We start from the raw sequence: 24,609 nt of genomic DNA, 5'->3' as shown, positions 1-24,609 counted from the left end.
GTAATTCCTTATTTTATCTCGTTTTGCGACATGAAGCGGCGAGAAAATTTATTCGCGGCGCGCTTCAACAGCGGCTCCAGCGCGAACGCCAGTAGCAGCTTAACCGGGCGTCGGGCGACGGATTTCACCGCCCAACCCGCGACACCTGCCGGGCCATAGCGCAGCGCAGTCAGCAACGCCAGCTTACCGACAATCTGCAAACCGGGTTTGACGTTACGGTGAACCTGTTGCCAGCGTTGATTCATATTTTGCTCCTATAACTGACGGAAACGGCTGCGCAGCGAGAACGTGTCTGACGTGACATAACGCTCCATCTGGCGCAAACGGGTTTCTCCCGCGGCAAGTTGTGCGTCTACCGCATCCAGTAATTCGCTGCTGCTCGGTACCTTTTCGCTCTCGGCATAATTGTCCGGCAGCGGATCAAGCACAAAAAACAGCACGATATACGCCGCCACAACAAAGAAAAACAGCCCGAAAAACATCGCCAGAATGGCGAGAATACGCACGACTTTGACGCGAATATCCAGATACTGCGCGATGCCCGCACAGACACCACCGATTTTTCCGCGTTGCGGGATGCGCCATAACTTTTTATTAAGATCGAGGGTTGCCATTAGCGGTCTCTCCAGTTCGGGTGCTCAGCATCAAGAATATCTTCCAGCGCCTGAATACGTTCACGCATCCTCGCGGCCTCTTCGGAAAGCTGAAGTAAGCGCTGCTGCTCGTTCTGGTTAAGCTCGCCGCGTGAAGTGCGATTGTTGTAATGCAGCCATAACCAGACCGGCAACACAAACAGAATGAAAAGGGTCAGGGGTATAGCCAGAAACAGCGTGCTCATGTGTACTCCTTACAGCGGATGAGGAGCGGCATCTTCTGATGCCGCCGTTATTATTATTCGTTGTCTTGTTTCATTTTGGCTTTCAACTGCGCCAGTTGCTCGCTGATTTCGTCATCGGCACGCAGTTCTGCAAATTGCTGATCCAGCGATTTTTGCTTACCAAAGCCATGGCTTTCCGCTTCAGCTTCCATCTGGTCGATACGACGCTCGAACGATTCAAAGCGCGCCATCGCTTCATCCAGTTTGCCGCTGTCGAGCTGACGACGGACATCGCGCGATGAGCTGGCCGCCTGGTGGCGTAACGTTAATGCCTGCTGGCGGGCGCGGGTTTCGCTGAGTTTATTTTCCAGCTCGCCGATCTCTTTTTTCATCCGCGTCAGGCTTTCATCTACCAGTGTCACTTCCTGCTCAAGCGTTTCAATCAGCGCTGTCAGTTTTTGCTTTTCAATCAGCGCAGCACGCGCCAGATCGTCTTTATCTTTACGCAGTGCCAGCTCGGCTTTCTCCTGCCACTCGGCCTGCTGCGCACTCGCTTGCTCAATGCGACGCGTCAGCTGTTTTTTCTCCGCCAGCGCACGCGCTGAAGTCGAACGAACCTCCACCAGCGTATCTTCCATCTCCTGGATCATCAGACGTACCAGCTTTTGCGGATCTTCGGCTTTTTCCAGCAGTGAATTGATGTTGGCGTTCACGATGTCGGCAAAACGAGAAAAAATACCCATAATCTGTTCCTCTTGATTTCTGTAATCGGGCTCAGCCCTGCTGCTGGACTATTACAAACAGCGTGCCAATTTTTTATCTTATTGAATATAAAGCAGATGAATAGTTTTACCGCAACGATAACTTAGTCTAGAGTAGTTAATATCACTAACTAGTGGCGAATTTCATCATGTCGGAACAAAAGGATAACTTGCTCGGCGAGGCCAACAGCTTTATTGAGGTGCTGGAACAGGTTTCGCGCCTCGCGCCAATCGATAAGCCGGTGCTGATCATTGGTGAACGTGGTACGGGTAAGGAGCTGATCGCAAACCGTTTGCACTTTCTCTCTTCGCGCTGGCAAGGACCGTTCATTTCGCTTAACTGCGCGGCACTGAATGAAAACCTGCTTGATACCGAACTTTTCGGCCATGAAGCGGGCGCGTTTACTGGCGCGCAAAAGCGCCATCCGGGCCGGTTTGAACGTGCCGATGGCGGAACGCTGTTTCTTGATGAACTGGCCACCGCGCCAATGCTGGTGCAGGAAAAGTTGCTGCGGGTGATTGAATATGGCGAGCTGGAGCGCGTCGGCGGAAGCCAGCCGTTACAGGTCAATGTCCGGCTGGTTTGCGCCACTAACGCCGATCTGCCGCAAATGGTACAGGACGGCACATTTCGCGCGGATTTGCTCGACCGGCTGGCCTTTGATGTTGTGCTTCTGCCACCGCTTCGCCAACGCAAGAGCGACATCATGCTGATGGCGGATCATTTTGCGATTCAGATGTGTCGGGAACTAAAAATGCCACTCTTCCCCGGTTTTACCGATCGCGCGCGCGACGTACTGATGGGTTATTCATGGCCTGGCAATATCCGCGAACTCAAAAACGTGGTGGAGCGCTCGGTTTACCGCCACGGCAGCAGCGATACGCCGCTTGACGACATCATCCTTGATCCTTTCAACCGTGACATCACCAGCCAACCACAAACTGAGCGGGAGGCGGCAGAGTTACCGGCTTTGCCGCTGGATTTACGCCAATTCCAGTTCGATCAAGAAAAAGCGTTGCTGCAAACCAGCCTGCAGCAGGCGAAATTTAACCAAAAACGCGCGGCGGAGTTGCTCGGGCTCACCTACCACCAACTGCGCGCGCTGCTCAAAAAGCACCAAATAAGCTGAAATCGCCGACAATAACAGCAGTCGTAAGCAGACATTTGTACGAAGCCATGGCAAGTGCGATACACTTTGCACATGAATTTAAAATCGTTGAAAAAATCATGCGTCTGGTTTTCTCTTCCCTGCTATTGACCGCAAGCCTGGCGACAGGTTTTGCGCAAGCGGCGACACCGCTTTCTGAGCAAGCGGATATTCGCGACAGCGGCTTTGTCTATTGTGTCAATGGCCAGGTCGATACCTTTAACCCGCAAAAAGTCAGCAGCGGCCTGATTGTCGATACGCTGGCAGCGCAGCTTTATGATCGCTTGCTGGATGTCGATCCTTATACCTACCGGCTGGTTCCGGAGCTGGCGGAAAGCTGGGAAGTGCTCGATAACGGCGCGACCTACCGCTTTCGCCTGCGCGACGGTGTGGCATTCCAAAAAACAGCCTGGTTTACGCCGCACCGCGCGCTGAACGCCGATGATGTAGTTTTTACCTTCCAGCGCATTTTCTCGCGCAATCATCCCTGGCATAACGTCAACGGCGGTAACTTCCCCTATTTCGACAGCTTGCAGTTTGCCGATTCCGTCGACAGTGTACGCAAGCTGGATAACCGCACGGTTGAATTCCGCCTGAAAAAACCGGATGCCTCCTTTTTATGGCATCTGGCGACACACTATGCTTCGGTAATGTCGGCGGAATACGCCGCTCAGTTAGAGAAAAGCGATCGCCAGGAGTTGCTTGATCGACAACCGGTCGGTACCGGGCCTTATCAACTGGATGAATACCGTGCCGGGCAATATATTCGGTTACAACGTCACGAAAAGTTCTGGCGTGGTGAGCCGTTGATGCAGCAAGTGGTGGTCGATCTCGGCTCCGGTGGCACCGGGCGTTTGTCTAAGTTGTTAACCGGTGAGTGCGATGTGCTGGCCTGGCCTGCCGCCAGTCAGTTAACGATTTTGCGCGATGACCCGCGTTTACGACTTACACTGCGCCCGGGTATGAACATTGCCTACCTGGCGTTTAACACCAACAAACCGCCGCTGAATAATCCAGAAGTGCGCCACGCGCTGGCGCTGGCCATCAATAATCAGCGTCTGATGCAGTCGATTTACTACGGCACCGCTGAAACAGCCGCCTCAATATTGCCGCGCGCCTCCTGGGCTTATGATAACGAAGCGAAGATCACCGAGTACGATCCGGCGCAGGCCCGCGAACGCCTGAAAGCGCTGGGGCTGGAAAATCTGACGCTGCAATTGTGGGTACCGACCAGTTCACAGGCGTGGAACCCAAGCCCGTTGAAAACCGCCGAGCTGATTCAGGCAGATATGGCGCAGGTCGGTGTAAAAGTGATTATTGTCCCGGTGGAAGGCCGTTTCCAGGAAGCGCGGCTGATGGATATGAATCATGATTTAACCCTTGCCGGCTGGGCGACAGACAGTAACGATCCGGACAGTTTCTTCCGCCCGATGCTCAGTTGCGCGGCAATCAACTCGCAGACCAATTTCGCGCACTGGTGCAACCGTGAATTCGACGAGGTGTTACAAAAAGCGCTGGCTTCACAGCAGCTTGCCGCCCGTATTGATGATTATGACGAGGCTCAACAGATACTGGCGCGCGAATTGCCGGTGTTACCGCTGGCCTCTTCCCTGCGTTTGCAGGCGTATCGCTATGACATTAAAGGCCTGGTGCTGAGCCCGTTTGGTAGCGCCTCCTTTGCCGGTGTTTCGCGGGAAAAACAAGAGGTTTCGCCACCATGATTATCTTTACCCTGCGCCGCCTGTTACTGCTGCTGGTCACGCTTTTTTTACTGACTTTCGTTGGCTTTAGCCTGAGCTATTTTACGCCCCACGCCCCGCTTCAGGGCGCGTCGCTGTGGAATGCCTGGGTGTTCTGGTTTAACGGTTTGCTGCACTGGGATTTCGGCGTTTCCAGCATTAATGGCCAGTTAATTTCAGAACAGCTTAAAGAGGTGTTTCCTGCCACCATGGAGCTGTGCCTGCTGGCGTTTGGCTCAGCATTATTGGTGGGTATCCCGGTCGGCATGCTGGCGGGTGTGATGCGCGGCAAGTGGCAGGATAAAATGATCAGCGCCTTTGCGCTGCTGGGCTTTTCAATCCCGGTGTTCTGGCTGGCGCTGCTCCTGACCCTGTTTTTCTCGCTGAATCTAGGCTGGCTGCCGGTGTCTGGTCGTTTTGACCTGCTTTACGAAGTCAAAACCGTGACCGGTTTTTCGTTGATTGATGCCTGGCTCTCCGATTCGCCGTGGCGCGAAGAGATGATTATCAGCGCCTTACGACATGTCGTATTGCCAGTGTTAACGCTGGCGGTGGCACCGACCACCGAAGTTATTCGCCTGATGCGCATCAGCACCATCGACGTGTTTGATAAAAACTACATCAAAGCGGCAGCGACGCGCGGCCTTTCGCGGCTCACTATTCTGCGCCGCCATGTTTTGCATAACGCCCTGCCGCCGGTTATTCCCCGTCTCGGCCTGCAATTTTCGACCATGCTGACGCTGGCGATGATCACCGAAATGGTGTTCAGTTGGCCAGGACTGGGACGCTGGTTGATTAATGCGATTCGCCAGCAGGATTATGCGGCGATTTCCGCAGGTGTAATGGTGGTAGGCTCACTGGTTATTATTGTGAACGTGCTGTCCGATATCCTCGGCGCACTGGCTAATCCGTTGAAACATAAGGAATGGTATGCCTTACGATAGCGTCTACAGCGAAAAACGCCCGCCAGGCGCGCTGCGAACCGCGTGGCGCAAATTTTATGGCGATACCACCGCGATGATCGGCCTGTATGGCTGCGGCGCGTTGCTGCTGCTGTGTATTTTCGGTCACTGGTTTGCCCCCTACGGCATTGACCAGCAATTCCTCGGTTATCAGTTATTGCCCCCCTCATGGTCGCGCTATGGCGATGTTTCGTTTTTCCTTGGTACGGATGATTTGGGGCGCGATGTATTAAGCCGTTTGCTGAGCGGTGCAGCGCCAACGGTGGGCGGCGCCTTTATCGTCACGCTTGCGGCAACGCTTTGCGGGCTGGCGCTTGGCGTTTTCGCCGGTTGTACTCACGGCCTGCGCTCGGCGGTGCTGAACCATATTCTCGACACCCTGCTGTCGCTACCGACACTGCTGCTGGCGATTATTGTGGTGGCGTTCGCAGGTCCGCATCTCTCCCATGCGATGTTTGCCGTCTGGCTGGCGCTGCTGCCGCGCATGGTGCGTTCGGTTTACAGCATGGTGCATGACGAGCTGGAAAAAGAGTATGTGGTCGCCGCGCGGCTCGATGGCGCGTCCACCATGAATATTCTGTGGTTTGCCGTGCTGCCAAACATTACCGCAGGCATGGTGACAGAAATTACTCGCGCGCTGTCGATGGCGATCCTTGATATCGCCGCACTCGGTTTTCTCGACCTGGGCGCGCAACTCCCGTCTCCGGAATGGGGAGCGATGCTCGGTGACGCGCTGGAGCTGATTTATGTAGCGCCGTGGACGGTCATGCTGCCGGGCGCGGCAATTATGGTGAGCGTGTTGCTGGTGAATATTCTTGGCGACGGGATTCGCCGCGCGATCACAGCGGGGGTGGAATAATGCCGCTTCTTGATATTCGTAATCTCACCATCGAAGTGAAAACCGGTGAGGATTGGGTAAAAGCCGTCGATCGCGTCAGCCTGACGCTGGCAGAAGGTGAAATTCGTGGGCTGGTTGGCGAGTCTGGCTCTGGCAAGAGCCTGATTGCTAAAGCGATTTGTGGCGTTACCAAAGACAACTGGCGCGTTACCGCAGACCGTATGCGCTTCGATGATATCGATCTGCTGCGGCTCTCCGCACGCGAGCGCCGCAAGTTGCTGGGCCACAACGTATCGATGATTTTCCAGGAACCGCAATCCTGTCTCGATCCCTCCGAGCGCGTGGGCAAACAGCTGATGCAGAACATCCCCGGCTGGACGTGGAAAGGCAGCTTGTGGCAGCGTTTTGGCTGGCGTAAGCGCCGCGCCATTGAACTGCTGCACCGTGTTGGCATTAAAGATCACAAAGATGCGATGCGCAGCTTTCCTTATGAGCTGACTGAAGGTGAATGCCAGAAAGTGATGATTGCTATCGCGCTGGCCAACCAGCCGCGGTTGCTGATTGCCGATGAACCGACGAACGCGATGGAACCGACCACCCAGGCGCAAATTTTTCGCCTGCTCGACAGGCTCAATCAGAACAACAACACCACCATTATGTTGATCAGCCATGATTTGCAGATGCTGAGCAAATGGGCCGATCGCATCAATGTGATGTATTGCGGCCAGACCGTGGAGACCGCGCCGAGCGAAGAGTTGATCGCAACACCACATCACCCCTATACGCAGGCGTTGATTCGCGCGATCCCGGATTTCGGCAGCGCAATGCCGCATAAAAGCCGCCTGAATACCATGCCTGGCGCTATTCCGTTGCTGGAGCAGTTGCCGATCGGCTGCCGCCTGGGACCTCGCTGCCCTTACGCCCAACGTAAATGTGTGGAAACGCCGCGGCTAGCCGGTGCAAGAAATCATCTCTTCGCCTGCCATTTCCCGCTGAATATGGAGAGTGAGTGAAATGGTCGAAACCTTGCTTGAAGTGCGCAATCTGAGCAAAACCTTCCGTTATCGTACCGGCTGGTTCCGCCGCCAGACTGTTGAAGCGGTGAAACCGCTGAGTTTCACCCTGCGGGAAAAACAGACGCTGGCGATTATTGGTGAGAACGGTTCCGGTAAATCGACGCTGGCGAAAATGCTGGCCGGAATGGTCGAACCTTCATCCGGCGAACTGATGATTGACGATAAACCGTTGCATTACGGCGATTACACCTTTCGCAGCCAGCACATTCGCATGATTTTCCAGGATCCAACCACCTCGCTGAACCCGCGCCAGCGACTGTCGCAAATCCTCGATTTCCCGTTGCGCCTGAACACAGATCTGGAGCCGGAAGTCCGCCAGAAGCGCATTCTGGAGACGCTGCGCATGGTCGGCCTGTTGCCGGATCATGTCAGTTATTACCCCTATATGCTGGCACCGGGCCAAAAACAGCGCCTGGGGTTGGCGCGCGCATTAATCCTGCGTCCAAAGGTGATTATTGCTGACGAAGCGCTGGCGTCACTGGATATGTCGATGCGTTCGCAGTTAATTAATCTGATGCTGGAATTACAGGAAAAACAGGGTATCTCTTATATTTATGTCACCCAGCACATCGGCATGATGAAACATATCAGCGATCAGGTTTTGGTTATGCACCAGGGTGAAGTTGTCGAGCGCGGCAGCACTGCCGATGTGCTCGCCTCGCCGCTGCATGATTTAACAAAACGTTTAATAGCCGGGCATTTTGGCGAAGCGTTAACAGCCGATGCCTGGCGAAAAGACCGCTGATTCAATAGTTTCAGTGGTCGGATTAACTCATCCGGCGACTCATGATAGAATCGCCGCGTTTTAACGACGATCGCCCCACATGATGGCGCTCGCCACAACAATGAATATAAGGATTAGAGCTATGGGTTTTCTTTCCGGTAAGCGCATTCTGGTAACTGGCGTTGCCAGCAAACTGTCCATCGCATACGGCATCGCACAGGCTATGCACCGCGAAGGCGCTGAGCTGGCATTCACCTACCAGAACGACAAGCTGAAAGGCCGCGTTGAAGAGTTTGCCGCCCAGCTGGGTTCCAGCATCGTTCTGGAATGTGATGTCGCTAAAGATGAGAGCATCGACGCCCTGTTCACCGATCTGGCGAAAAGCTGGCCGAAGTTTGACGGTTTCGTTCACTCCATCGGTTTCGCACCGGGCGATCAGCTGGATGGCGACTACGTGAACGCGGTAACCCGCGAAGGCTTTAAAATCGCCCACGACATCAGCTCCTACAGCTTTGTGGCGCTGGCGAAAGCCTGCCGCGAAATGCTGAACCCGGGTTCAGCGCTGCTGACGCTCTCTTATCTGGGCGCTGAGCGTGCGATCCCGAACTACAACGTAATGGGTCTGGCAAAAGCTTCTCTGGAAGCAAACGTCCGCTATATGGCGAACGCGATGGGTCCGGAAGGCGTGCGCGTTAACGGTATCTCCGCCGGTCCGATCCGTACGCTGGCCGCCTCCGGCATTAAAGATTTCCGTAAAATGCTGGCGCACTGCGAAGCCGTTACCCCGATTCGCCGTACTGTGACCATCGAGGACGTGGGTAACTCCGCCGCATTCCTGTGCTCCGACCTCTCTGCCGGTATCTCCGGTGAAGTGGTTCATGTGGACGGTGGTTTCAATATCGCTGCCATGAACGAGCTGGAAATTAAATAATCCTCACCGCCCCTTCTCCTGAAGGGGCGTTTTTCGATATGCCATTCTGATATTTATTATCACCTAACAATCTTTCATCCCTCTCCTTCATTACGCCAGGATTAAGCAGCAAAAAAGATCCGGCGACAATGAGATGCCGTCGTATCCGGATCGCCACTTTCAGACCAAGGAACGACCATGGAACAACGCCGGATTGAAGGCAAAAGCCACTGGTATCATGAAACCCAGTCGAGTGCCAGCCGGGCACATGCGCTACCGTTAGTTCCCGAAGCGGCCACAGTAAACGACCCTTTTCTGCTCGACCTCGCCCTGCCGGAAAAACAAAAAACCGACCTTGACGGCATTGTTTCGCCCGCACGAAAACTCTATGCCCTGTTATTTCCGCAGCGCGTAAGCACCAGCCGTTTACGCACCTTCAGCGCCTATGATCGCCTCAGCACCGCCCTGACGGCGGCGCAGGTATTCGGCGTTCAACGCTTATGTAACCACTACGCCGCGCGACTGGCGCCGTTATCCGGCCCGGACTCGTCACGGGAGAGCAACTACCGACTGGCACAAATTACCCAACATGCGCGGCAACTTGCCGCCTCTCCCTCGGTTATCGACGCACGTGCGCGACAACAGCTGGAAGACGTGGGGTTAACGCTGTATGACCTGGTGATCATCAATCAGATTATCGGCTTTGTTGCTTTTCAGGCGCGCGTTGTCGCCGTCCTTCAGGCATCGCTCGGCCAGCCCGTGCGGTTTATCCCCGGCATGGAAACCCAGCAAGAAGCGGACGCCGCACTTTTTAGCGATACCATTACTCAATGGCAGCCCGGCATCGATATTGTCGATTTACGTATTGCGAATGCTCCGCAAATGGAGTCATTAGCGCGCTGGCAACCGCTGCCGGAATTACGCCTGCTTGCCCCTTTGTTAGCGCATGAACATCTGCTGCTCAATGAGTTGGGCGAAATGTGCGAACAGGTGGCTGAAACCAGCCCTAATAAACAGCAGAGCTGGCTGGTGACAGCCTACACCGCGCGTCTCAACGGCAGCACGAGTTGTTTTAGCCAACGTGTACAACGTGGCGACGGCGATGAAGTCATGGTGCAGGCGCTGCGCGCGGGCAGCCGCGAGCTCAATCGTGTGCTGGCGGGAAAAAACAAAGAGAGTGCCCTGGTGCAAGCGGTTCAGATGCTTACCTGCGCACCGGACAGGTTTAGCCCCACGCAATTTTTACAGCTTGAGGAACACGGCTACAGCCGCCAGGCGGCAATGAGTTTGCTTGTCGCTTGTGCGCTGCACGGCTGGTTAAACCGACTGCATATCGCTCTCGGGCAAAGCGTGTAACCACAGGCTGATATAGCGCAGCGCAAGTACTCTTGCCGCCGATTGCACAGCATGATTTTGCTGAAACAGCGCTTGCCGCAACAGGAAGAATCGCGTAAAACTGTCAGCCGCTCTTTTAGCCACGAAAATACATAATTATGCTCCAGGACAACCCGCTGCTAGCGCAGCTTAAACAGCAACTTCATTCCCAAACTCCGCGTGCGGAAGGTGTTGTAAAAGGCACTGAAAAAGGCTTTGGATTTCTGGAAGTCGACGCGCAAAAAAGCTACTTCATTCCGCCACCGCAGATGAAGAAAGTGATGCACGGCGACAAGATTATTGCCGTCATCCACAGCGATAAAGACCGTGAAAGCGCGGAGCCTGAAGAGCTGGTCGAGCCATTCTTGACCCGTTTTGTTGGCAAAGTGCAAAAGAAAGACGATCGCCTCTCTATTGTGCCGGATCATCCGTTGCTAAAAGATGCCATCCCCTGCCGCGCCGCCCGTGGCGTTGAGCATGATTTCAAAGAAGGCGACTGGGCGGTCGCTGAAATGCGTCGTCACCCGCTGAAAGGCGATCGCGGTTTCTACGCTGAACTGACGCAGTTCATTACCTTCGCCGAAGATCACTTTGTGCCGTGGTGGGTCACCCTGGCGCGTCACAATCTGGAAAAAGAAGCGCCAAATGGCGTGGCGACCGGGATGCTGGATGACGGCCTGCAGCGCGTGGATTTAACCGCGCTGGATTTTGTCACCATCGACAGCGCCAGTACCGAAGATATGGACGATGCGCTGTATGTTGCAGAGACTGCCGAAGGCGAACTGCAACTGACCGTGGCAATCGCCGATCCTACGGCATGGATTGCCGAAGGCAGTAAGCTCGACGAGGCCGCGAAGATCCGCGCCTTCACCAACTATCTGCCGGGTTTCAATATCCCGATGTTGCCGCGTGAACTCTCTGACGATCTTTGCTCGCTGCGCGCGAACGAAGTGCGTCCGGCGCTCGTTTGCCGCATGACGCTGGATGCCGACGGCGCTATCAAAGACAATATCGAGTTTTTCGCGGCGACCATCGAGTCGAAAGCCAAACTGGCTTATGACGATGTGTCCGACTGGCTGGAAAATACCGGCAACTGGCAACCGACAAACGATGCGATCGCCGGGCAGATCCGCCTGCTGCAGCGCGTTAGCCAGCTGCGCGCCCAATGGCGCCAGAATCACGCGCTGGTCTTTAAAGACCGCCCGGATTACCGCTTTGTGCTTGGCGAGAAAGGCGAAGTGCTGGATATCGTCGCCGAGCCACGCCGCATTGCTAACCGCATCGTTGAAGAATCAATGATTGCCGCCAATATCTGCGCCGCACGCGTACTGCGCGACAAGCTCGGTTTTGGCATTTATAACGTGCACCTCGGTTTCGACCCGGCGAACAGCGAACAACTGGCCGCGATGCTGAAAACCCATGGTATGCACGTTGATGCCGAAGAAGTGCTGACGCTGGAAGGTTTCTGCAAATTGCGTCGCGAGCTGGACGCGCAGCCTTCAGGCTTCCTCGATAGCCGCATTCGCCGCTTCCAGTCCTTCGCGGAAATCAGCGTTGAACCGGGCCCGCATTTTGGTCTTGGCCTCGAAGCATACGCGACCTGGACCTCGCCTATCCGTAAGTACGGCGACATGATCAACCATCGCCTGCTGAAAGCGATTATCAAAGGCGAAACACCGAAGCGCCCGCAGGACGATGCCACAGTGCAAATGTCTGAGCGCCGTCGCCTGAACCGCATGGCGGAACGCGATGTCGGCGACTGGCTCTACGCTCGCTTCCTGCAAAACAAAGCCGGTACCGAAACCCGTTTTGCGGCAGAAATTATTGATGTCAGCCGCGGCGGTATGCGCGTCCGTCTGGTGGATAATGGTGCCGTTGCCTTTATTCCGGCGCCATTTATTCATGCCGTGCGCGACGAGCTGGTGTGCAGCCAGGAAAATGGCACCGTGCAAATTAAAGGTGAAACCGTCTTTAAAGTGACAGACGTTATTGATGTCACGATTGCGGAAGTCCGGATGGAAACCCGCAGCGTTATTGCCCGCCCGGTGCTGTAACGTTTTTAATCATGGCGCTTTCCGGCCCCGGAAAGCGCCACATCGCTGTTGCGATACCACGCGCATTTTTTTCTGAATTCTTCCCACAATCCTGCAAAACCGACCACAATAAAACCTCAGGCAACTGTTTGTTTACTGCGGCTTTATGCTATTTATTACAGAGTTTTTTCGATACCAGGCCGGGGTTTAACAAAACATTCCAGGAAGAAACAACACGTTCATGCCTGATTACCCCCTTTAAAAAGGCGGTTATCCGTCAATAAATTGTGTACCCGTTGCGCTTTTATGTGGGTTGGGAGATTGCATGAAAGACTTTCAGGAACAGAACCTGCTGTTTCGCTATCTGGGTTCGACAAGCCCCTTTTGGCGTTTAACCGCCGACAGTAACGCACTGCACTTTGCTCCGGACGAAAACGCCGATGTCAGCCAGGTTGTTGCGCTGAGCGACGAACAAGCCGCACGGATCCGCGAAATGACGGTCATCACGTCCAGCCTCTCTATGCACCTCTCTTTATTCGGTGAGGATGTTGCGGTACACCTTGTCGGCAGAAAAATATCCCGCAAAGCCTGGGCCGGCAGCGCATCTGCCTGGCACGATACAAAGTCAGTGGCCCGCGATCTGATGCAAGGCCTCTCCTTCGCAGAGCAAGTTGTTTCCGAAGCGAACTCAGTGATAGTGATCCTCGATAAGCACGGCAATATTCAGCGTTTTAATCGCCTGAGCGAAGAGTACACCGGCATGAAAGAGCAAGAGGTCATTGGGCAAAACGTTTTTAAACTGTTTATGAGCCGCAGCGAAGCAGTGGCCTCAAAGCGCAACATCAGTGGTTTTTTCCGTGACGGTACGCCGTATGAAGTTGAACGCTGGGTGAAAACCCGTAAAGGCCAGCGGTTATTTTTGTTTCGCAATAAGTTTGTTCACAGCGGCAGCGGTAAAAATGAAATTTACCTCATTTGCTCTGGTACAGATATTACCGAAGAGCGGCGTGCGCAAGAGCGATTGCGGGTGCTCGCCAATACCGACACTGTGACCGGTTTACCCAATCGCAACGCTATTCATGAGTTGATTAGCGATGCGATAAGCGCGCGCGGGGAAACGCAAGTCGGTGTTGTCTACCTTGACCTGGATAACTTTAAAAAAGTAAATGATGCCTATGGTCATATGTTCGGCGATCAACTCTTGCAGGCGGTCGCGCTGGCCATATTGAGTTGTCTGGAAGAAGGCCAGGTGCTTGCCAGGCTCGGCGGCGATGAGTTTATCGTACTGGCGACAGACACCTCGCAAAGCCTGCTGGAAGCGATGGCATCGCGCATTCTGACCCGTTTACGGCAACCTTTCCGTATCGGCCTTATTGAAGTTTACACCGGCTGCTCGCTGGGCATTTCACTGGCCCCACAGCACGGTAATGATCGCGAAAGCGTGATCCGTAACGCCGACACGGCGATGTATACCGCGAAAGAGAGTGGACGCGGCAAATTTTGTGTCTTCTCGCCAGAAATGAATCAACGCGTATTTGAATATTTATGGCTCGATACCAATCTTCGTAAAGCGCTGGAAAAAGAGCAACTGGTGATCCACTACCAGCCGAAGATCACCTGGCGCGGCGAAGTGCGCAGCCTTGAAGCGCTGGTACGCTGGCAATCGCCGGAACGCGGTCTGATCCCGCCGCTGGACTTTATCTCGTATGCTGAAGAGTCAGGCTTGATTGTGCCGCTGGGGCGCTGGGTAATGCTGGATGTGGTGCGCCAGGTGGCGAAATGGCGCGATAAAGGCATTTTTGTGCGTGTTGCGGTGAATGTTTCGGCGCGGCAGCTGGCGGATCAGACGATTTTCAGCGATCTGAAACAAGCGCTACTGGATCTTAAATTTGAATATTGCCCCATCGATGTGGAGTTGACCGAGAGCTGCTTGATTGAAAACGAGGAGCTGGCTTTGTCGGTTATTCAGCAGTTCAGTGCCCTGGGCTCGCAGGTGCATCTTGATGACTTCGGCACAGGTTACTCTTCCCTTTCACAACTGGCGCGTTTTCCGCTGGACGCTATCAAACTTGATCAATCTTTTGTCCGCGAAGTACATAAACAGCCCGTTTCACAATCGCTGGTGCGGGCGATTGTCGCTGTCGCGCAGGCACTTAATTTGCAGGTGATTGCTGAAGGTGTCGAGAATGCAAAAGAAGACGCCTTTCTTACAAAGAATGGCGTCAATGAACGGCAGGGTTTTTTATTTGCTAAACCGATGCCCGCTGCCGTATTCGAGCGATGGTTCAGACGTTATCAGGCTCGTAAATCGCGTTAGCCCGCTTTAAGCGACACCGCAGCGTGACGATCCTGTAACAGGACTAAACGTTCCATATAAGCAATATCTTTGGGTTGCAGACAGAAAGCCGAGTCCACCCAGTCTTCGGTAATATCCATCAGTTCACTACGGGGTAACTGTAAAACGCGCTGGCGGGCACGCAGCATCGCCCGCACGCCGTTCAACCGGGGTTGCAGGGTATCGATAAAGGTACGTGTCGCAAGAAATCCCTGCCCGGACTCGAAAGAGACATCCACCAGCCCTTGCGCTGCATACCACTCTGCGGCATGCGACTCCCCTTTGTAGATCAACTCTTCCGCCAGTTTCATTCCCGAACGGCGCGCCACCAATGAGTATGCGCCCATGCCGGGAAAAAGATTGAAGGCGATTTCCGGGAAACCGAGCCGCGCGTCGCGCTGCGCCAGCACGAAATGGTGCGCCAGCGCGGCTTCGAAACCGCCTCCCAGCGCGCTACCTTCGACCATCGCCAGCGAGATGGCTCCCGTGTCAAACCCTCTTGACGCGGCGTGAACGCAATCCACGCAGGCACGGGCATAAGCGCGCAAGGCTTCGCGTCGGCCATTCTTGATACAATCAACGAAAAATTGTAAATCGCCCCCGGTGTTGAACATGCCGGGAACTAACGATCCCGTTACCCAAAAATCAACGGCAAATCCCGCTTGCCGGACAAGCCAGGAAATATTCATGATCTCCTCAATTAATGCATGGTTGAAGCATGGTCTTGGCCTTGCGCGCAGCATCATCCACACGGTACGGCGCTCCTCCTCGTAATAGCCAGAAAGCTGAGTAAAGCGTTCATCGTCAGTAAACAGTTTTAAAGTGGTCTGGTTGATAATCGTCATTGCTTTATCCTCCGGTAATAAAAGCGCGTTGCGCGCACTGCAAGACTAATCCACCGCCAGAGCCAGCTCTTTGTTGCGTAATGAATATATAATTGGCGCTTATAAGTTTTTGAGATTTCCTTTTTTTCCTTCTCTTTTTAAACTGTTTTCTGCATCATTGAATTCATTCGTTTTTCGACATAAAGGTGAAGGTATGGCAGACATCGACGTGAAACACCTTGCCGGCCGGATAGATACCGTTCTGGATATTCTGGTTGCGGGGGATTATCAATCCGCCATTCGTAACCTGGAAATTTTGAAGGCGGAATTATTGGATCTCGATAACAACGATAAAGCGGCCTCTGCTGGCGCGCCGAAAACGCCCTGGGAAATTTAACTACCCTTATTTTCGCCATAACGCGACAGCCGGGAATGCGACGCGCGTACTGGCGATTCCCTTTCTCCAAACCATTATTAGAAATATGTGGCTATGAATTCCCGACAACAACTTATTTTGCAGACGGTCATCGACAAGGGCCAAATGAGCGTTACCGACCTCGCGCGTATGACTGGGGTCTCCGAAGTCACGATTCGTCAGGACCTGAATACGCTCGAAAAACAAAGCTATTTACGCCGTACGCATGGTTTTGCTGTGCCGCTGGACAGCGATGATGTTGAAACACGGATGATGAACAACTACACCGTGAAGCGCGATTTGGCTGATTTTGCGGCATCACTGGTCAGTTCTGGTGAAACCGTGTTTATTGAAAATGGCAGTAGCAACGCCCTCCTCGCCCGTAAACTGGGTGAACAGCGTGATATCACCATTATCACTGTGAGCAGCTATATCGCCCATCTGCTCAAAGAAGCGTTATGTGAAGTGATCTTGCTTGGCGGTATTTATCAGAAAAAGAGTGAAAGCATGGTCGGCCCGCTGACTCGCCAGTACATTCAACAGGTGCATTTCAGCAAAGCATTTATCGGGATTGATGGCTGGCAGCCAGAAACGGGTTTTACCGGGCGCGATATGATGCGCACTGATGTAGTGAATGCCGTGCTGGAAAAAGGCAGCGAAGCGATTGTGCTCACCGATAGTTCCAAGTTTGGCGTTGTTCATCCTTATACGCTTGGCCCGGATGAACGCTTTCAGCGGGTGATCACCGATTCAGCCCTTAAGCCGGAAGTACATCTTCAACTGCAACAAAAAGGCCTGGTTGTCAATATCGTCAACACTGGCGGGCTTCGCTGATCTATTAGCCCGCTATCGCGGGCTATCTCCATCATATCTGAGACTATTCTGACGTTTCGATTAAGACTATTTACCTGTCTTGTTATCGGTCTGCGCGTAAAATTATTATGAGCGATATAACAGGAAGTGACTATCACTGACGTGATTGAATTACACCTGCGCAGCAAGGTTTCACGGGAATTCTTTAGGTCTGCTCACAGGCACTATACTTAAAGAGAACATTCTTCCGTGAATCGATTATTCAGGAGAAAGTATGATGATGTTAACAAGCAAAAAAATGGCCGCAGCAGTACTGGCAGTTACCCTGGCAATGTCTCTGAGCGCTTGTGGTCACTGGTCTAAACGCGATCGCAATACCGCAATCGGTGCGGGTGCGGGTGCGCTTGGTGGTGCTGTGCTGACGGATGGTAGCACGCTTGGTACGCTGGGTGGTGCAGCTGTCGGCGGTATCATCGGTCACCAGGTTGGTAAGTAATTGGTCATTTAAACGGCGATTATAAAAAAATAAATATACTTTCTTTTTCAGGTCTACGTTTCACAGTGTAAATAATAAGGCCGCGGTAATTATCGCGGCCTTTCTGTTTTCAGGCTTAACCACCCGCTAATTTCACTTTCATCCCTTTGGCTTCCAGTAATGATTTCAGTAAATCACGTTTGTCGCCCTGGATCTCAATGACGCCCTCTTTCACCGAACCACCGCAGCCGCATTTTTTCTTTAATTCTGCGGCCAGCTTAGCCAGTGCTTCATCATCTTCATCAATACCCGTGATCAGGCATACGCCTTTGCCTTTGCGGCCGCTGGTCTGGCGCTGGATACGTACAATACCATCACCTTTCGGGCGTGCATGTTGCGCTTTAGGCTCGTCGATGCGTCCGGTTTCGGTTGAGTAGACCAGACGGCTGTTATCGTCGTTCATTATTCCCCCCTACCCAACGATGCATTAATCGCTTTAAGGGTTTTCGCCGGGTCGGCAGACTGCGTAACCGGACGCCCAATCACCATATAGTCTACACCGGCAGCAAGCGCCTGTTCCGGCGTCATGATACGACGCTGATCGCCAGATTCGCTACCAACCGGGCGAATTCCTGGCGTGACCAGTTTGAACGCTTTGCCTAATGCGTTTTTAAAACGAACCGCTTCCTGGGCGGAGCAAACAACGCCATCAAGGCCACATTGCTGCGTCAGGCGAGCCAACCGCTCTGCATGCTCTGCAGGTGTTGCGTTGACGCCAAGATCCTGTAAATCACTCGCTTCCATGCTGGTCAGAACGGTTACTGCAATCAGTAACGGCGCATCTTTGCCAAATGCGAGTAGCGCCTCTTTTGCCGCTGTCATCATCCGCGCGCCCCCGGAAGCATGGACATTCACCATCCAGACGCCCAAATCAGCTGCGGCTTTAATAGCATGCGCTGTGGTGTTCGGGATGTCGTGGAATTTCAAATCGAGAAAAATATCGAAACCGCGCTGTTGCAGATCGCGCACCAGTTGCGGCCCGAATAACGTGAACATCTCTTTGCCTACTTTCAGGCGGCAATCACGGGGATCGATACGGTCAACAAACGCCATAGCCATGTCGAGGTTATCGTAATCAAGTGCTACTACAACCGGAGAAGCAGTAACAGTGCGGGAAGTCGATAAAACAGTAGACGTCATGATCAGACCTTCTGAAATGAGGGCACCCGCTCAGGCGCGAGAAGAATAAACGGCGAGCATTCTACCCGCGAGCGCGTGGAAATAACAGGTTCGATTTTTTGCTGCTAAACACAAACCAGCGCAGATGCTGCATGCTTAAAAAACATCAATGGTATGTTGTAACTAATAAAGAGGTTTTTAAAAATTACTGACCGTCGAGGCCGCGAATCGGTTTAACGGTCGACCACGCCCGGCAAGACGGGCAATGCCAGTACATGGTAAACGCAGTAAAACCACATTTATGACAACGGTAGCGGGGTTTACTGCGCACCTGCTCGCCCACCATTTCGCGCAGCACCATCAGACTCTCTTTGGCGCGGCCCTCTTCGGCTTCGTTCAGGTGGTAATCCATCAGCTTATGGAAAACGCGCATGGTGGGATGCCGCTGCAGTTGTCGCGTAACATAACTTTGCGCTGCGTCAGGTCCATCCCGTCGCTCCATAATATCTGCCAACATCAATTCAGCAGTCGCACCGGTGTTTTCTTCCACGCAACGCTGTAAAAATGCCGCCCATTCGTCATTTTTGCCTAATTGCTGATAGCAGGTTTGCAGCATTTCCAGCGTTTCACTGACAAGTTCTTTATCCTGATCGATAACGCGTAGCAGGCTTTCCACCGCTTTTGCATAATCGCCATTGGCCATAAACACACGGCCCATCATGATAGAGACGCGCGGGCTGTCGCGATCGGCGGCGGCGCCTTTTTTGAGCAACGCCATCGCCCGATCCATCTCTTCATTACCCATCTGCTGCAGCGCCAGCTCGCAGTAGAAGTGCGCGATTTCGCCCCGCTGCTTATCTTTGCCGAGTTTCACCAACCGCTCAGCGACATCGATGGCTTTTTGCCACTCGCTGGTCGCCTGATAAATTTGCAGCAATTGCTGGAGCGCTCCGACTCGAAAATCGGTTTCATCCACCAATTGGTTAAACATATCTTCCGCGCGATCGTACATTCCAGCGGCCATGTAATCGCGCCCAAGTTGCTGGACTGCCAGCAGACGTTGATCATAAGAAAGTGAGGCGCTTTCCATTAATGTTTGGTGGATACGAATCGCGCGGTCAACCTCGCCGCGAGAGCGGAAAAGGTTGCCAAGAGTAAGGTGCGCTTCAACGGTGCCAGTGTCCTCTTTCAACATGTCGAGGAACAGATCAACCGCTTTATCTTGCTGATTACTCAGTAAAAGGTTAACCCCGGCGACGTATTCACGTGACAGCCGGTTAGCCTCATCCTGTTTTGTCTGTTGAGCATTTCTGCGCCCCATATACCAGCCGTAGGCAGCCGCGACAGGTAACAACAGAAACAACAACTCCAGCATAAAATATTATTCCTTCACTGCCGTTGAATCGGTTGTAACCGTAACATTTGTGGCAGGAGTAAGCTGATGCTCAAGACGTTTGATTTTACGTTCGGCGCGCGCCAGAGAAACGCGAACGCGTAGCCAGAAAAGGCCGCAAATCAGCCAGCCGATAATAAAACCAGCAGCAAACAGCACGGCCAACAGCGTGGAAATCCTGTATTCACCCTGTGCGAGCAAATAGTTGAACGTGACTTGCTGATCGTTTTGCGCGCCAAGGGTAATCGAAACGACAAAAATCGCTAACACCAGTAAGAAAATGAGTAAATATTTCACATTACGTCCCGTTATGTGCTGCCGAGCGATGAATTTATATGCAACGACTGCATTCAGCCCTATAAACTACCATTTTAGCGCCCGGCGCGAAATGGAAATGCATGATGTTAAAATCTGATTTGCGGGCGAAACAGCGGAAATCAACCCTCTTGATCGCGAGCAATGATTTCAGGTACTTCCTCCGCAGGCGGCGTGAGCGGGCCGCAAATGCGCTGGGCAAGCCAGGTCGCCAGCGTCACAAGCAACCAGGATATCAACGTTGCAACCACCAAATCGCGCGGCCAGTGCATACCTAACAGCAGTCGGCTCCCCATCACGCCTGTCGCCCACACAAGCAGCACAGCAATCGTCCATGTGCGTCTGCGTGGCCACAGCAGCCCCACGGCCAGTAGTGCCCAACTTGCGGCAAACATGGTATGTCCGGAAGGGAAAGCGAAACCTGTCTCTTTTTGCCAGTGTTTACGTAAAAAGCCAGGAATATCATGCTGGCTGGAGAGTTGTTTTTTCACTAACTCTCCCCGCTCCTTACGTTTCAAAGTGTAGAACTGTTCGGCCTGAACATCGTGCGTTTTTTCCAGCCAAAGGACGAAAGGTCGCGGCTCCTGAACACGCTCTTTGACAAAGGATTTAACCCCCTGTCCTGCCAGAATCGCGCAGCCAAGAATGACGAACAGCATCACCGCAGCTTTAATGCGAAAACGCAGGCACCAGAGAAACCACGCGCACAATATGACATGCGTAATGATTCCCCACGGTTGGGTAACGGTTTCTGTTAACCAGTATAAAAAATGCAGCCACCAGCGGGGTTGTCCCGGCTCCCAGTTCCAGCCAGAAATCCACATTATCAGCGGCATTATCAACAATATCGCTGCACCTGCTGTCGTTCGCTTTGCAATAGAAAGCATCTTTTCTCCTTCTGATTTCGCGAACCAATATAACTGAAAAATAACATTTTCGCTGAAACCTGCGCATTTGTGCGTTTAAACAGCAATGCGTGGGTCACCAGTAGGCGATGCTTAATGCATTGTGGCAAAATGAGGTTATACAGAAGGCCAACAGGCTAAAGGTGCGTAGTGCACCACTAAAAATCCGGAGATTCACATGCAACTTAAACGTGTGGCAGAAGCCAAACTGCCAACCCCATGGGGCGACTTCCTGATGGTGGGTTTTGAAGAACTGGCAACCGGGCAGGATCATGTCGCCCTTGTTTTCGGTGATATTTCCGGGCAACTGCCCGTACTGGCGCGTGTTCACTCCGAGTGTCTGACCGGCGATGCCCTGTTCAGCCTGCGCTGTGATTGTGGTTTTCAGCTTGAAGCGGCGCTTAATCACATTGCAGAAGAAGGTCGCGGCGTACTGCTTTATCATCGTCAGGAAGGTCGTAACATTGGTTTGCTGAATAAAATCCGCGCGTATGCGCTGCAGGATCAAGGCTATGATACCGTTGAAGCGAACCATCAGTTGGGTTTTGCCGCCGATGAACGAGACTTCACGCTTTGCGCGGATATGTTCAAATTGCTGGCGGTCGACGAAGTTCGTCTGCTGACCAATAATCCGAAAAAAGTTGAGATCCTTACCGAGGCGGGAATCAACATTGTGGAGCGCGTCCCACTGATCGTCGGGCGTAACCCAAAAAACGCGCACTATCTGGATACCAAAGCTGAAAAAATGGGGCATCTGCTGAAATAAGCGCCCCATCAGATAATGAAACAGGCCTGCAAATGCAGGCCTTTGTTTTTAGTTCAGCATGTTACGGATCACGTAATGCAGAATGCCATCGTTGCGGTAATAGGTCAGTTCCGTCGCCGTATCGATGCGACAGCGGCACGCCAGCGTCTCCTGTTTGCCATCTGCGCGGGTTAGCGTCACGGCTAAGGTTCCCCCCGGCGTGATGTTTTGCAGATCGACAACGTCCAGCTTTTCCTCCCCCGTCAATGCCAGCGTTTTTCGCGTCACACCTTGTGGAAACTCAAGCGGCAGGATCCCCATGCCAATCAGGTTGGAACGGTGAATACGCTCAAAGGATTCCGCAATGACCACGCGAACACCCAGCAAGCGCGGCCCTTTCGCGGCCCAGTCACGGCTGGAGCCAGAACCATACTCTTTGCCGGCAATCACCGCGAGCGGCGTGCCCTCTTGCTGGTAGCGTACAGCGGCATCATAAATAGAGACAACTTCACTGCCCGGCAGATGACGCGTCATGCCACCTTCTACACCCGGCACCATTTCGTTGCGAATACGGATATTGGCGAATGTCCCGCGCATCATCACTTCATGGTTGCCGCGTCGTGATCCGTAGGAGTTAAAATCGCGGCGTTCGACGCCATGGCTTTGCAAATAGCGGCCTGCCGGGCTATCCGCTTTGATACTGCCTGCCGGCGAAATATGGTCGGTGGTGACCGAATCCCCCAGCATGGCAAGGATCCGCGCGCCATGAATATCTTCCACGGGTTTTGGCTGCGCCTGCATATCGTCAAAGAATGGCGATAACCGGATGTAAGTCGAGTCATTCTGCCAGCCATAAGTATCGGAGCGCTCAACTTCAATCGCCTTCCACTCCGGCGTGCCTTCAAACACCTCGGCATACTCTTTGCGGAACATCTCGGTAGAGACTTGTTCAACCGCACGGGCAATCTCACTGCTTGTTGGCCAGATATCTTTTAAATAGACCGGATCACCTTTGCGGTCATGACCGAGCGGGTCGGTGGCGAGGTTGATATTCATATTGCCCGCCAGCGCATAAGCCACCACTAACGGCGGTGAAGCGAGCCAGTTCGTTTTTACCAGGGGGTGAATACGCCCTTCGAAATTGCGGTTGCCCGAAAGCACCGCACCAACGGTGAGATCGCCTTCACGGATCGCCTGTTCAATAGGCTCTGGTAATGGCCCGGAGTTACCAATACAGGTGGTACAACCGTAACCGACAAGATTAAAGCCCAGTTCATCCAGATAAGGCGTTAATCGCGCCTGTGCCAGATAATCCGAAACCACTTTAGAACCCGGCGCCAGCGAGGCTTTTACCCATGGCTGGCGTTTGAGCCCCAGCGTCACCGCTTTCTTCGCCAGCAAACCGGCCGCCATTAACACACTCGGGTTCGAGGTATTGGTACAGGAGGTAATCGCAGAAATGACTACCGCCCCGTCCGGCAATTCGTATTTATGACCGTTCAAAACATATTCAACCGGTTTACGATCTTTTTGCGCCGTATTCAGTTCAAGCTCTGAACTGGCGGCAAAGGCTTTCGGCACATCGCTCAGCGCAACGCGATCCTGCGGACGTTTTGGCCCGGCGAGACTCGCTTCAACGTCATGCATGTTCAGTTCAAGGGTGCTGGTAAAAACGGGCTCATCGCCCGGGTTGCGCCACATACCTTGTGCTTTCGCATAAGCCTCAACCAGCGCAACTTGCTCTTCGCTACGACCACTCAAACGCATATAATCAAGCGTCACGCCATCGATAGGGAAAAAGCCGCATGTTGCGCCATATTCCGGAGCCATATTGGCAATGGTGGCACGGTCGGCAAGCAGCAGCGAATCAAGGCCATCGCCGTAAAACTCAACAAATTTACCGACAACACCGTGTTTGCGCAGCATCTGGGTGACCGTCAACACCAGATCGGTTGCCGTGATCCCTTCCTGCAATTTACCGCTCAGTTTAAACCCAACGACATCAGGGATCAGCATTGAGACCGGTTGCCCAAGCATCGCGGCTTCGGCTTCAATCCCCCCCACGCCCCAGGCCAACACCCCGAGGCCATTAATCATGGTGGTGTGTGAATCGGTGCCGACAAGTGTGTCCGGATAGGCAACCCACTCTTTATCCTGTAATTCGCTCCAGACTGCTTTACCGAGGTATTCGAGATTCACCTGATGGCATATTCCTGTCCCTGGCGGCACCACACTGAAACGGCTAAACGCCTGCTGGCCCCAGCGCAGGAAAACATAACGCTCATGGTTACGTTCCATTTCAAGGCGGACGTTCTCTTCGAAGGCGTCATCGTCGCCGAAGTGGTCAACGGTCACAGAGTGGTCAATCACCAGATCGACCGGGGATAACGGGTTCACTTTGGCGGTATCGCCTCCCAGGCGTTTTACCGCTTCACGCATCGCCGCTAAGTCAACGACGGCGGGAACACCGGTAAAGTCCTGCATCAAGACCCTTGCCGGGCGATAAGCGATTTCACGATCGGCATGCGCACTGTTGAGCCAACCGGCCAGGGCGCGGATATCTTCTTCAGTGACGGATTCCTCGTCCTGCCAGCGCAGGAGATTTTCGAGTAAAACTTTTAGCGACTTGGGTAACCGGGAGATATCCCCAAGTTGTTTAGCGGCCAGCGGCAAGCTGTAGTAGTGATAAGTTTTGTTCTCTGCCTGCAACGTGTCCTTACTGGCTTCGCGTAGGGTTGACGACATGTGCTCCTCCTTAATGACAGGGATTGCTTACCCTGATGCTCTTCAGGGTCTGTTATTAAAGATAACACAAACATATCGTAACG

General features: G+C 53.3%; 25 protein-coding genes. 14 read left to right on the top strand and 11 right to left on the bottom strand.

Annotated elements, in window-relative coordinates:
- Positions 1–8: 8 nt before the first annotated feature.
- From pspD to pspA, 4 genes are read right to left on the bottom strand one after another with little or no spacing between them, the layout of a single operon-like run.
- Complete coding sequence (gene pspD / locus BN2591_RS02560) at positions 9–245, bottom strand: phage shock protein PspD (protein ID WP_086868724.1); 237 nt, start codon at positions 243–245, stop codon at positions 9–11.
- Positions 246–254: 9 nt separating this feature from the next.
- Positions 255–614: an envelope stress response membrane protein PspC gene (pspC, locus tag BN2591_RS02555; protein ID WP_086868722.1), complete on the bottom strand. Its 360-nt coding sequence runs from the start codon at positions 612–614 to the stop codon at positions 255–257.
- Positions 614–838 carry an envelope stress response membrane protein PspB gene (gene pspB / locus BN2591_RS02550; RefSeq protein ID WP_086868720.1) on the bottom strand — a complete coding sequence of 75 codons (225 nt, stop codon included), beginning with the start codon at positions 836–838 and terminating at the stop codon, positions 614–616. The genes pspC and pspB overlap by 1 nt, the downstream gene beginning before the upstream one ends.
- 53 nt (positions 839–891) lie before the next feature.
- A complete protein-coding gene (gene pspA / locus BN2591_RS02545; protein ID WP_016495894.1) occupies positions 892–1,560 on the bottom strand; it encodes a phage shock protein PspA in 669 nt (222 codons plus the stop codon).
- Positions 1,561–1,727: 167 nt separating this feature from the next.
- Between pspA and pspF the strand changes: the two genes are divergently transcribed.
- The 10 genes from pspF (at position 1,728) to pdeR (ending at position 14,699) form a co-directional block, all read left to right on the top strand.
- Positions 1,728–2,708, top strand: coding sequence for a phage shock protein operon transcriptional activator (pspF, locus tag BN2591_RS02540; protein WP_086868718.1), 981 nt, complete (start codon positions 1,728–1,730; stop codon positions 2,706–2,708).
- 98 nt (positions 2,709–2,806) lie between these two features.
- The gene (sapA, locus tag BN2591_RS02535; protein ID WP_086869911.1) at positions 2,807–4,447 is read left to right on the top strand and encodes an ABC transporter substrate-binding protein SapA; all 1,641 of its coding nucleotides are present in this window, start codon (positions 2,807–2,809) and stop codon (positions 4,445–4,447) included.
- The gene (gene sapB, locus BN2591_RS02530) at positions 4,444–5,409 is read left to right on the top strand and encodes a putrescine export ABC transporter permease SapB (protein ID WP_016495891.1); all 966 of its coding nucleotides are present in this window, start codon (positions 4,444–4,446) and stop codon (positions 5,407–5,409) included. The genes sapA and sapB overlap by 4 nt, the downstream gene beginning before the upstream one ends.
- Positions 5,396–6,286 (top strand): putrescine export ABC transporter permease SapC, encoded by an 891-nt coding sequence (gene sapC / locus BN2591_RS02525; protein WP_086868716.1) that lies wholly within the window; start codon positions 5,396–5,398, stop codon positions 6,284–6,286. Before sapB ends, sapC begins: the two co-directional genes overlap by 14 nt.
- Entirely contained in the window at positions 6,286–7,278 is a 993-nt protein-coding gene (sapD, locus tag BN2591_RS02520) for a putrescine export ABC transporter ATP-binding protein SapD (protein ID WP_086868714.1), read from the top strand. Before sapC ends, sapD begins: the two co-directional genes overlap by 1 nt.
- 1 nt (position 7,279) lies before the next feature.
- Positions 7,280–8,086 carry a putrescine export ABC transporter ATP-binding protein SapF gene (gene sapF / locus BN2591_RS02515; protein ID WP_086868712.1) on the top strand — a complete coding sequence of 269 codons (807 nt, stop codon included), beginning with the start codon at positions 7,280–7,282 and terminating at the stop codon, positions 8,084–8,086.
- A gap of 121 nt (positions 8,087–8,207) precedes the next feature.
- Positions 8,208–8,996: an enoyl-ACP reductase FabI gene (gene fabI, locus BN2591_RS02510; RefSeq protein WP_086868710.1), complete on the top strand. Its 789-nt coding sequence runs from the start codon at positions 8,208–8,210 to the stop codon at positions 8,994–8,996.
- 177 nt (positions 8,997–9,173) lie between these two features.
- Positions 9,174–10,331: a carboxymuconolactone decarboxylase family protein gene (locus tag BN2591_RS02505; RefSeq protein WP_086868708.1), complete on the top strand. Its 1,158-nt coding sequence runs from the start codon at positions 9,174–9,176 to the stop codon at positions 10,329–10,331.
- Positions 10,332–10,468: 137 nt separating this feature from the next.
- On the top strand, positions 10,469–12,403 hold the full coding sequence (locus BN2591_RS02500) for an exoribonuclease II (RefSeq protein ID WP_086868705.1): 1,935 nt from the start codon (positions 10,469–10,471) through the stop codon (positions 12,401–12,403).
- A 304-nt stretch (positions 12,404–12,707) separates the two neighbouring features.
- Positions 12,708–14,699, top strand: a complete 1,992-nt coding sequence (pdeR, locus tag BN2591_RS02495; RefSeq protein WP_086868702.1) for a cyclic di-GMP phosphodiesterase — start codon at positions 12,708–12,710, stop codon at positions 14,697–14,699.
- Here pdeR and BN2591_RS02490 read toward each other — a convergent pair.
- Positions 14,696–15,562 carry a crotonase/enoyl-CoA hydratase family protein gene (locus BN2591_RS02490; protein ID WP_086868699.1) on the bottom strand — a complete coding sequence of 289 codons (867 nt, stop codon included), beginning with the start codon at positions 15,560–15,562 and terminating at the stop codon, positions 14,696–14,698. The genes pdeR and BN2591_RS02490 overlap by 4 nt on opposite strands.
- Positions 15,563–15,755: 193 nt before the next feature.
- Between BN2591_RS02490 and yciZ the strand changes: the two genes are divergently transcribed.
- The 3 genes from yciZ (at position 15,756) to osmB (ending at position 17,265) form a co-directional block, all read left to right on the top strand.
- On the top strand, positions 15,756–15,938 hold the full coding sequence (yciZ, locus tag BN2591_RS02485) for a protein YciZ/DeoL (RefSeq protein ID WP_086868697.1): 183 nt from the start codon (positions 15,756–15,758) through the stop codon (positions 15,936–15,938).
- A gap of 93 nt (positions 15,939–16,031) precedes the next feature.
- Positions 16,032–16,790: a DNA-binding transcriptional regulator YciT gene (gene yciT / locus BN2591_RS02480; RefSeq protein ID WP_086869909.1), complete on the top strand. Its 759-nt coding sequence runs from the start codon at positions 16,032–16,034 to the stop codon at positions 16,788–16,790.
- Between the two features lie 256 nt (positions 16,791–17,046).
- Positions 17,047–17,265 (top strand): osmotically-inducible lipoprotein OsmB, encoded by a 219-nt coding sequence (gene osmB / locus BN2591_RS02475; protein WP_025263597.1) that lies wholly within the window; start codon positions 17,047–17,049, stop codon positions 17,263–17,265.
- Positions 17,266–17,380: 115 nt separating this feature from the next.
- Here the strand turns inward: osmB and yciH are convergent, their stop codons facing one another.
- The 5 genes from yciH to pgpB form a co-directional block, all read right to left on the bottom strand.
- A complete protein-coding gene (gene yciH, locus BN2591_RS02470) occupies positions 17,381–17,707 on the bottom strand; it encodes a stress response translation initiation inhibitor YciH (RefSeq protein WP_086868695.1) in 327 nt (108 codons plus the stop codon).
- Positions 17,707–18,444 carry an orotidine-5'-phosphate decarboxylase gene (pyrF, locus tag BN2591_RS02465; RefSeq protein ID WP_086868693.1) on the bottom strand — a complete coding sequence of 246 codons (738 nt, stop codon included), beginning with the start codon at positions 18,442–18,444 and terminating at the stop codon, positions 17,707–17,709. Before pyrF ends, yciH begins: the two co-directional genes overlap by 1 nt.
- Positions 18,445–18,628: 184 nt before the next feature.
- Positions 18,629–19,798, bottom strand: a complete 1,170-nt coding sequence (gene lapB, locus BN2591_RS02460) for a lipopolysaccharide assembly protein LapB (RefSeq protein WP_086868691.1) — start codon at positions 19,796–19,798, stop codon at positions 18,629–18,631.
- Between the two features lie 6 nt (positions 19,799–19,804).
- Positions 19,805–20,113, bottom strand: a complete 309-nt coding sequence (locus BN2591_RS02455; RefSeq protein WP_086868689.1) for a LapA family protein — start codon at positions 20,111–20,113, stop codon at positions 19,805–19,807.
- A 140-nt stretch (positions 20,114–20,253) separates the two neighbouring features.
- The gene (gene pgpB, locus BN2591_RS02450) at positions 20,254–21,018 is read right to left on the bottom strand and encodes a phosphatidylglycerophosphatase B (protein WP_086868687.1); all 765 of its coding nucleotides are present in this window, start codon (positions 21,016–21,018) and stop codon (positions 20,254–20,256) included.
- A 196-nt stretch (positions 21,019–21,214) separates the two neighbouring features.
- On the opposite strand from pgpB, the gene ribA reads away from it, so the two are divergent.
- Complete coding sequence (ribA, locus tag BN2591_RS02445) at positions 21,215–21,802, top strand: GTP cyclohydrolase II (RefSeq protein ID WP_016495874.1); 588 nt, start codon at positions 21,215–21,217, stop codon at positions 21,800–21,802.
- Between the two features lie 48 nt (positions 21,803–21,850).
- Here ribA and acnA read toward each other — a convergent pair whose 3' ends face one another.
- Positions 21,851–24,526 carry an aconitate hydratase AcnA gene (gene acnA, locus BN2591_RS02440; protein WP_086868685.1) on the bottom strand — a complete coding sequence of 892 codons (2,676 nt, stop codon included), beginning with the start codon at positions 24,524–24,526 and terminating at the stop codon, positions 21,851–21,853.
- Positions 24,527–24,609: the final 83 nt, after the last annotated feature.

This window comes from Kosakonia pseudosacchari (assembly GCF_900184035.1).
Classification (GTDB): domain Bacteria; phylum Pseudomonadota; class Gammaproteobacteria; order Enterobacterales; family Enterobacteriaceae; genus Kosakonia; species Kosakonia pseudosacchari.
Note: the sequence above shows the minus strand (reverse complement) of the source record. Positions and strands in the feature narration are given on the sequence as shown.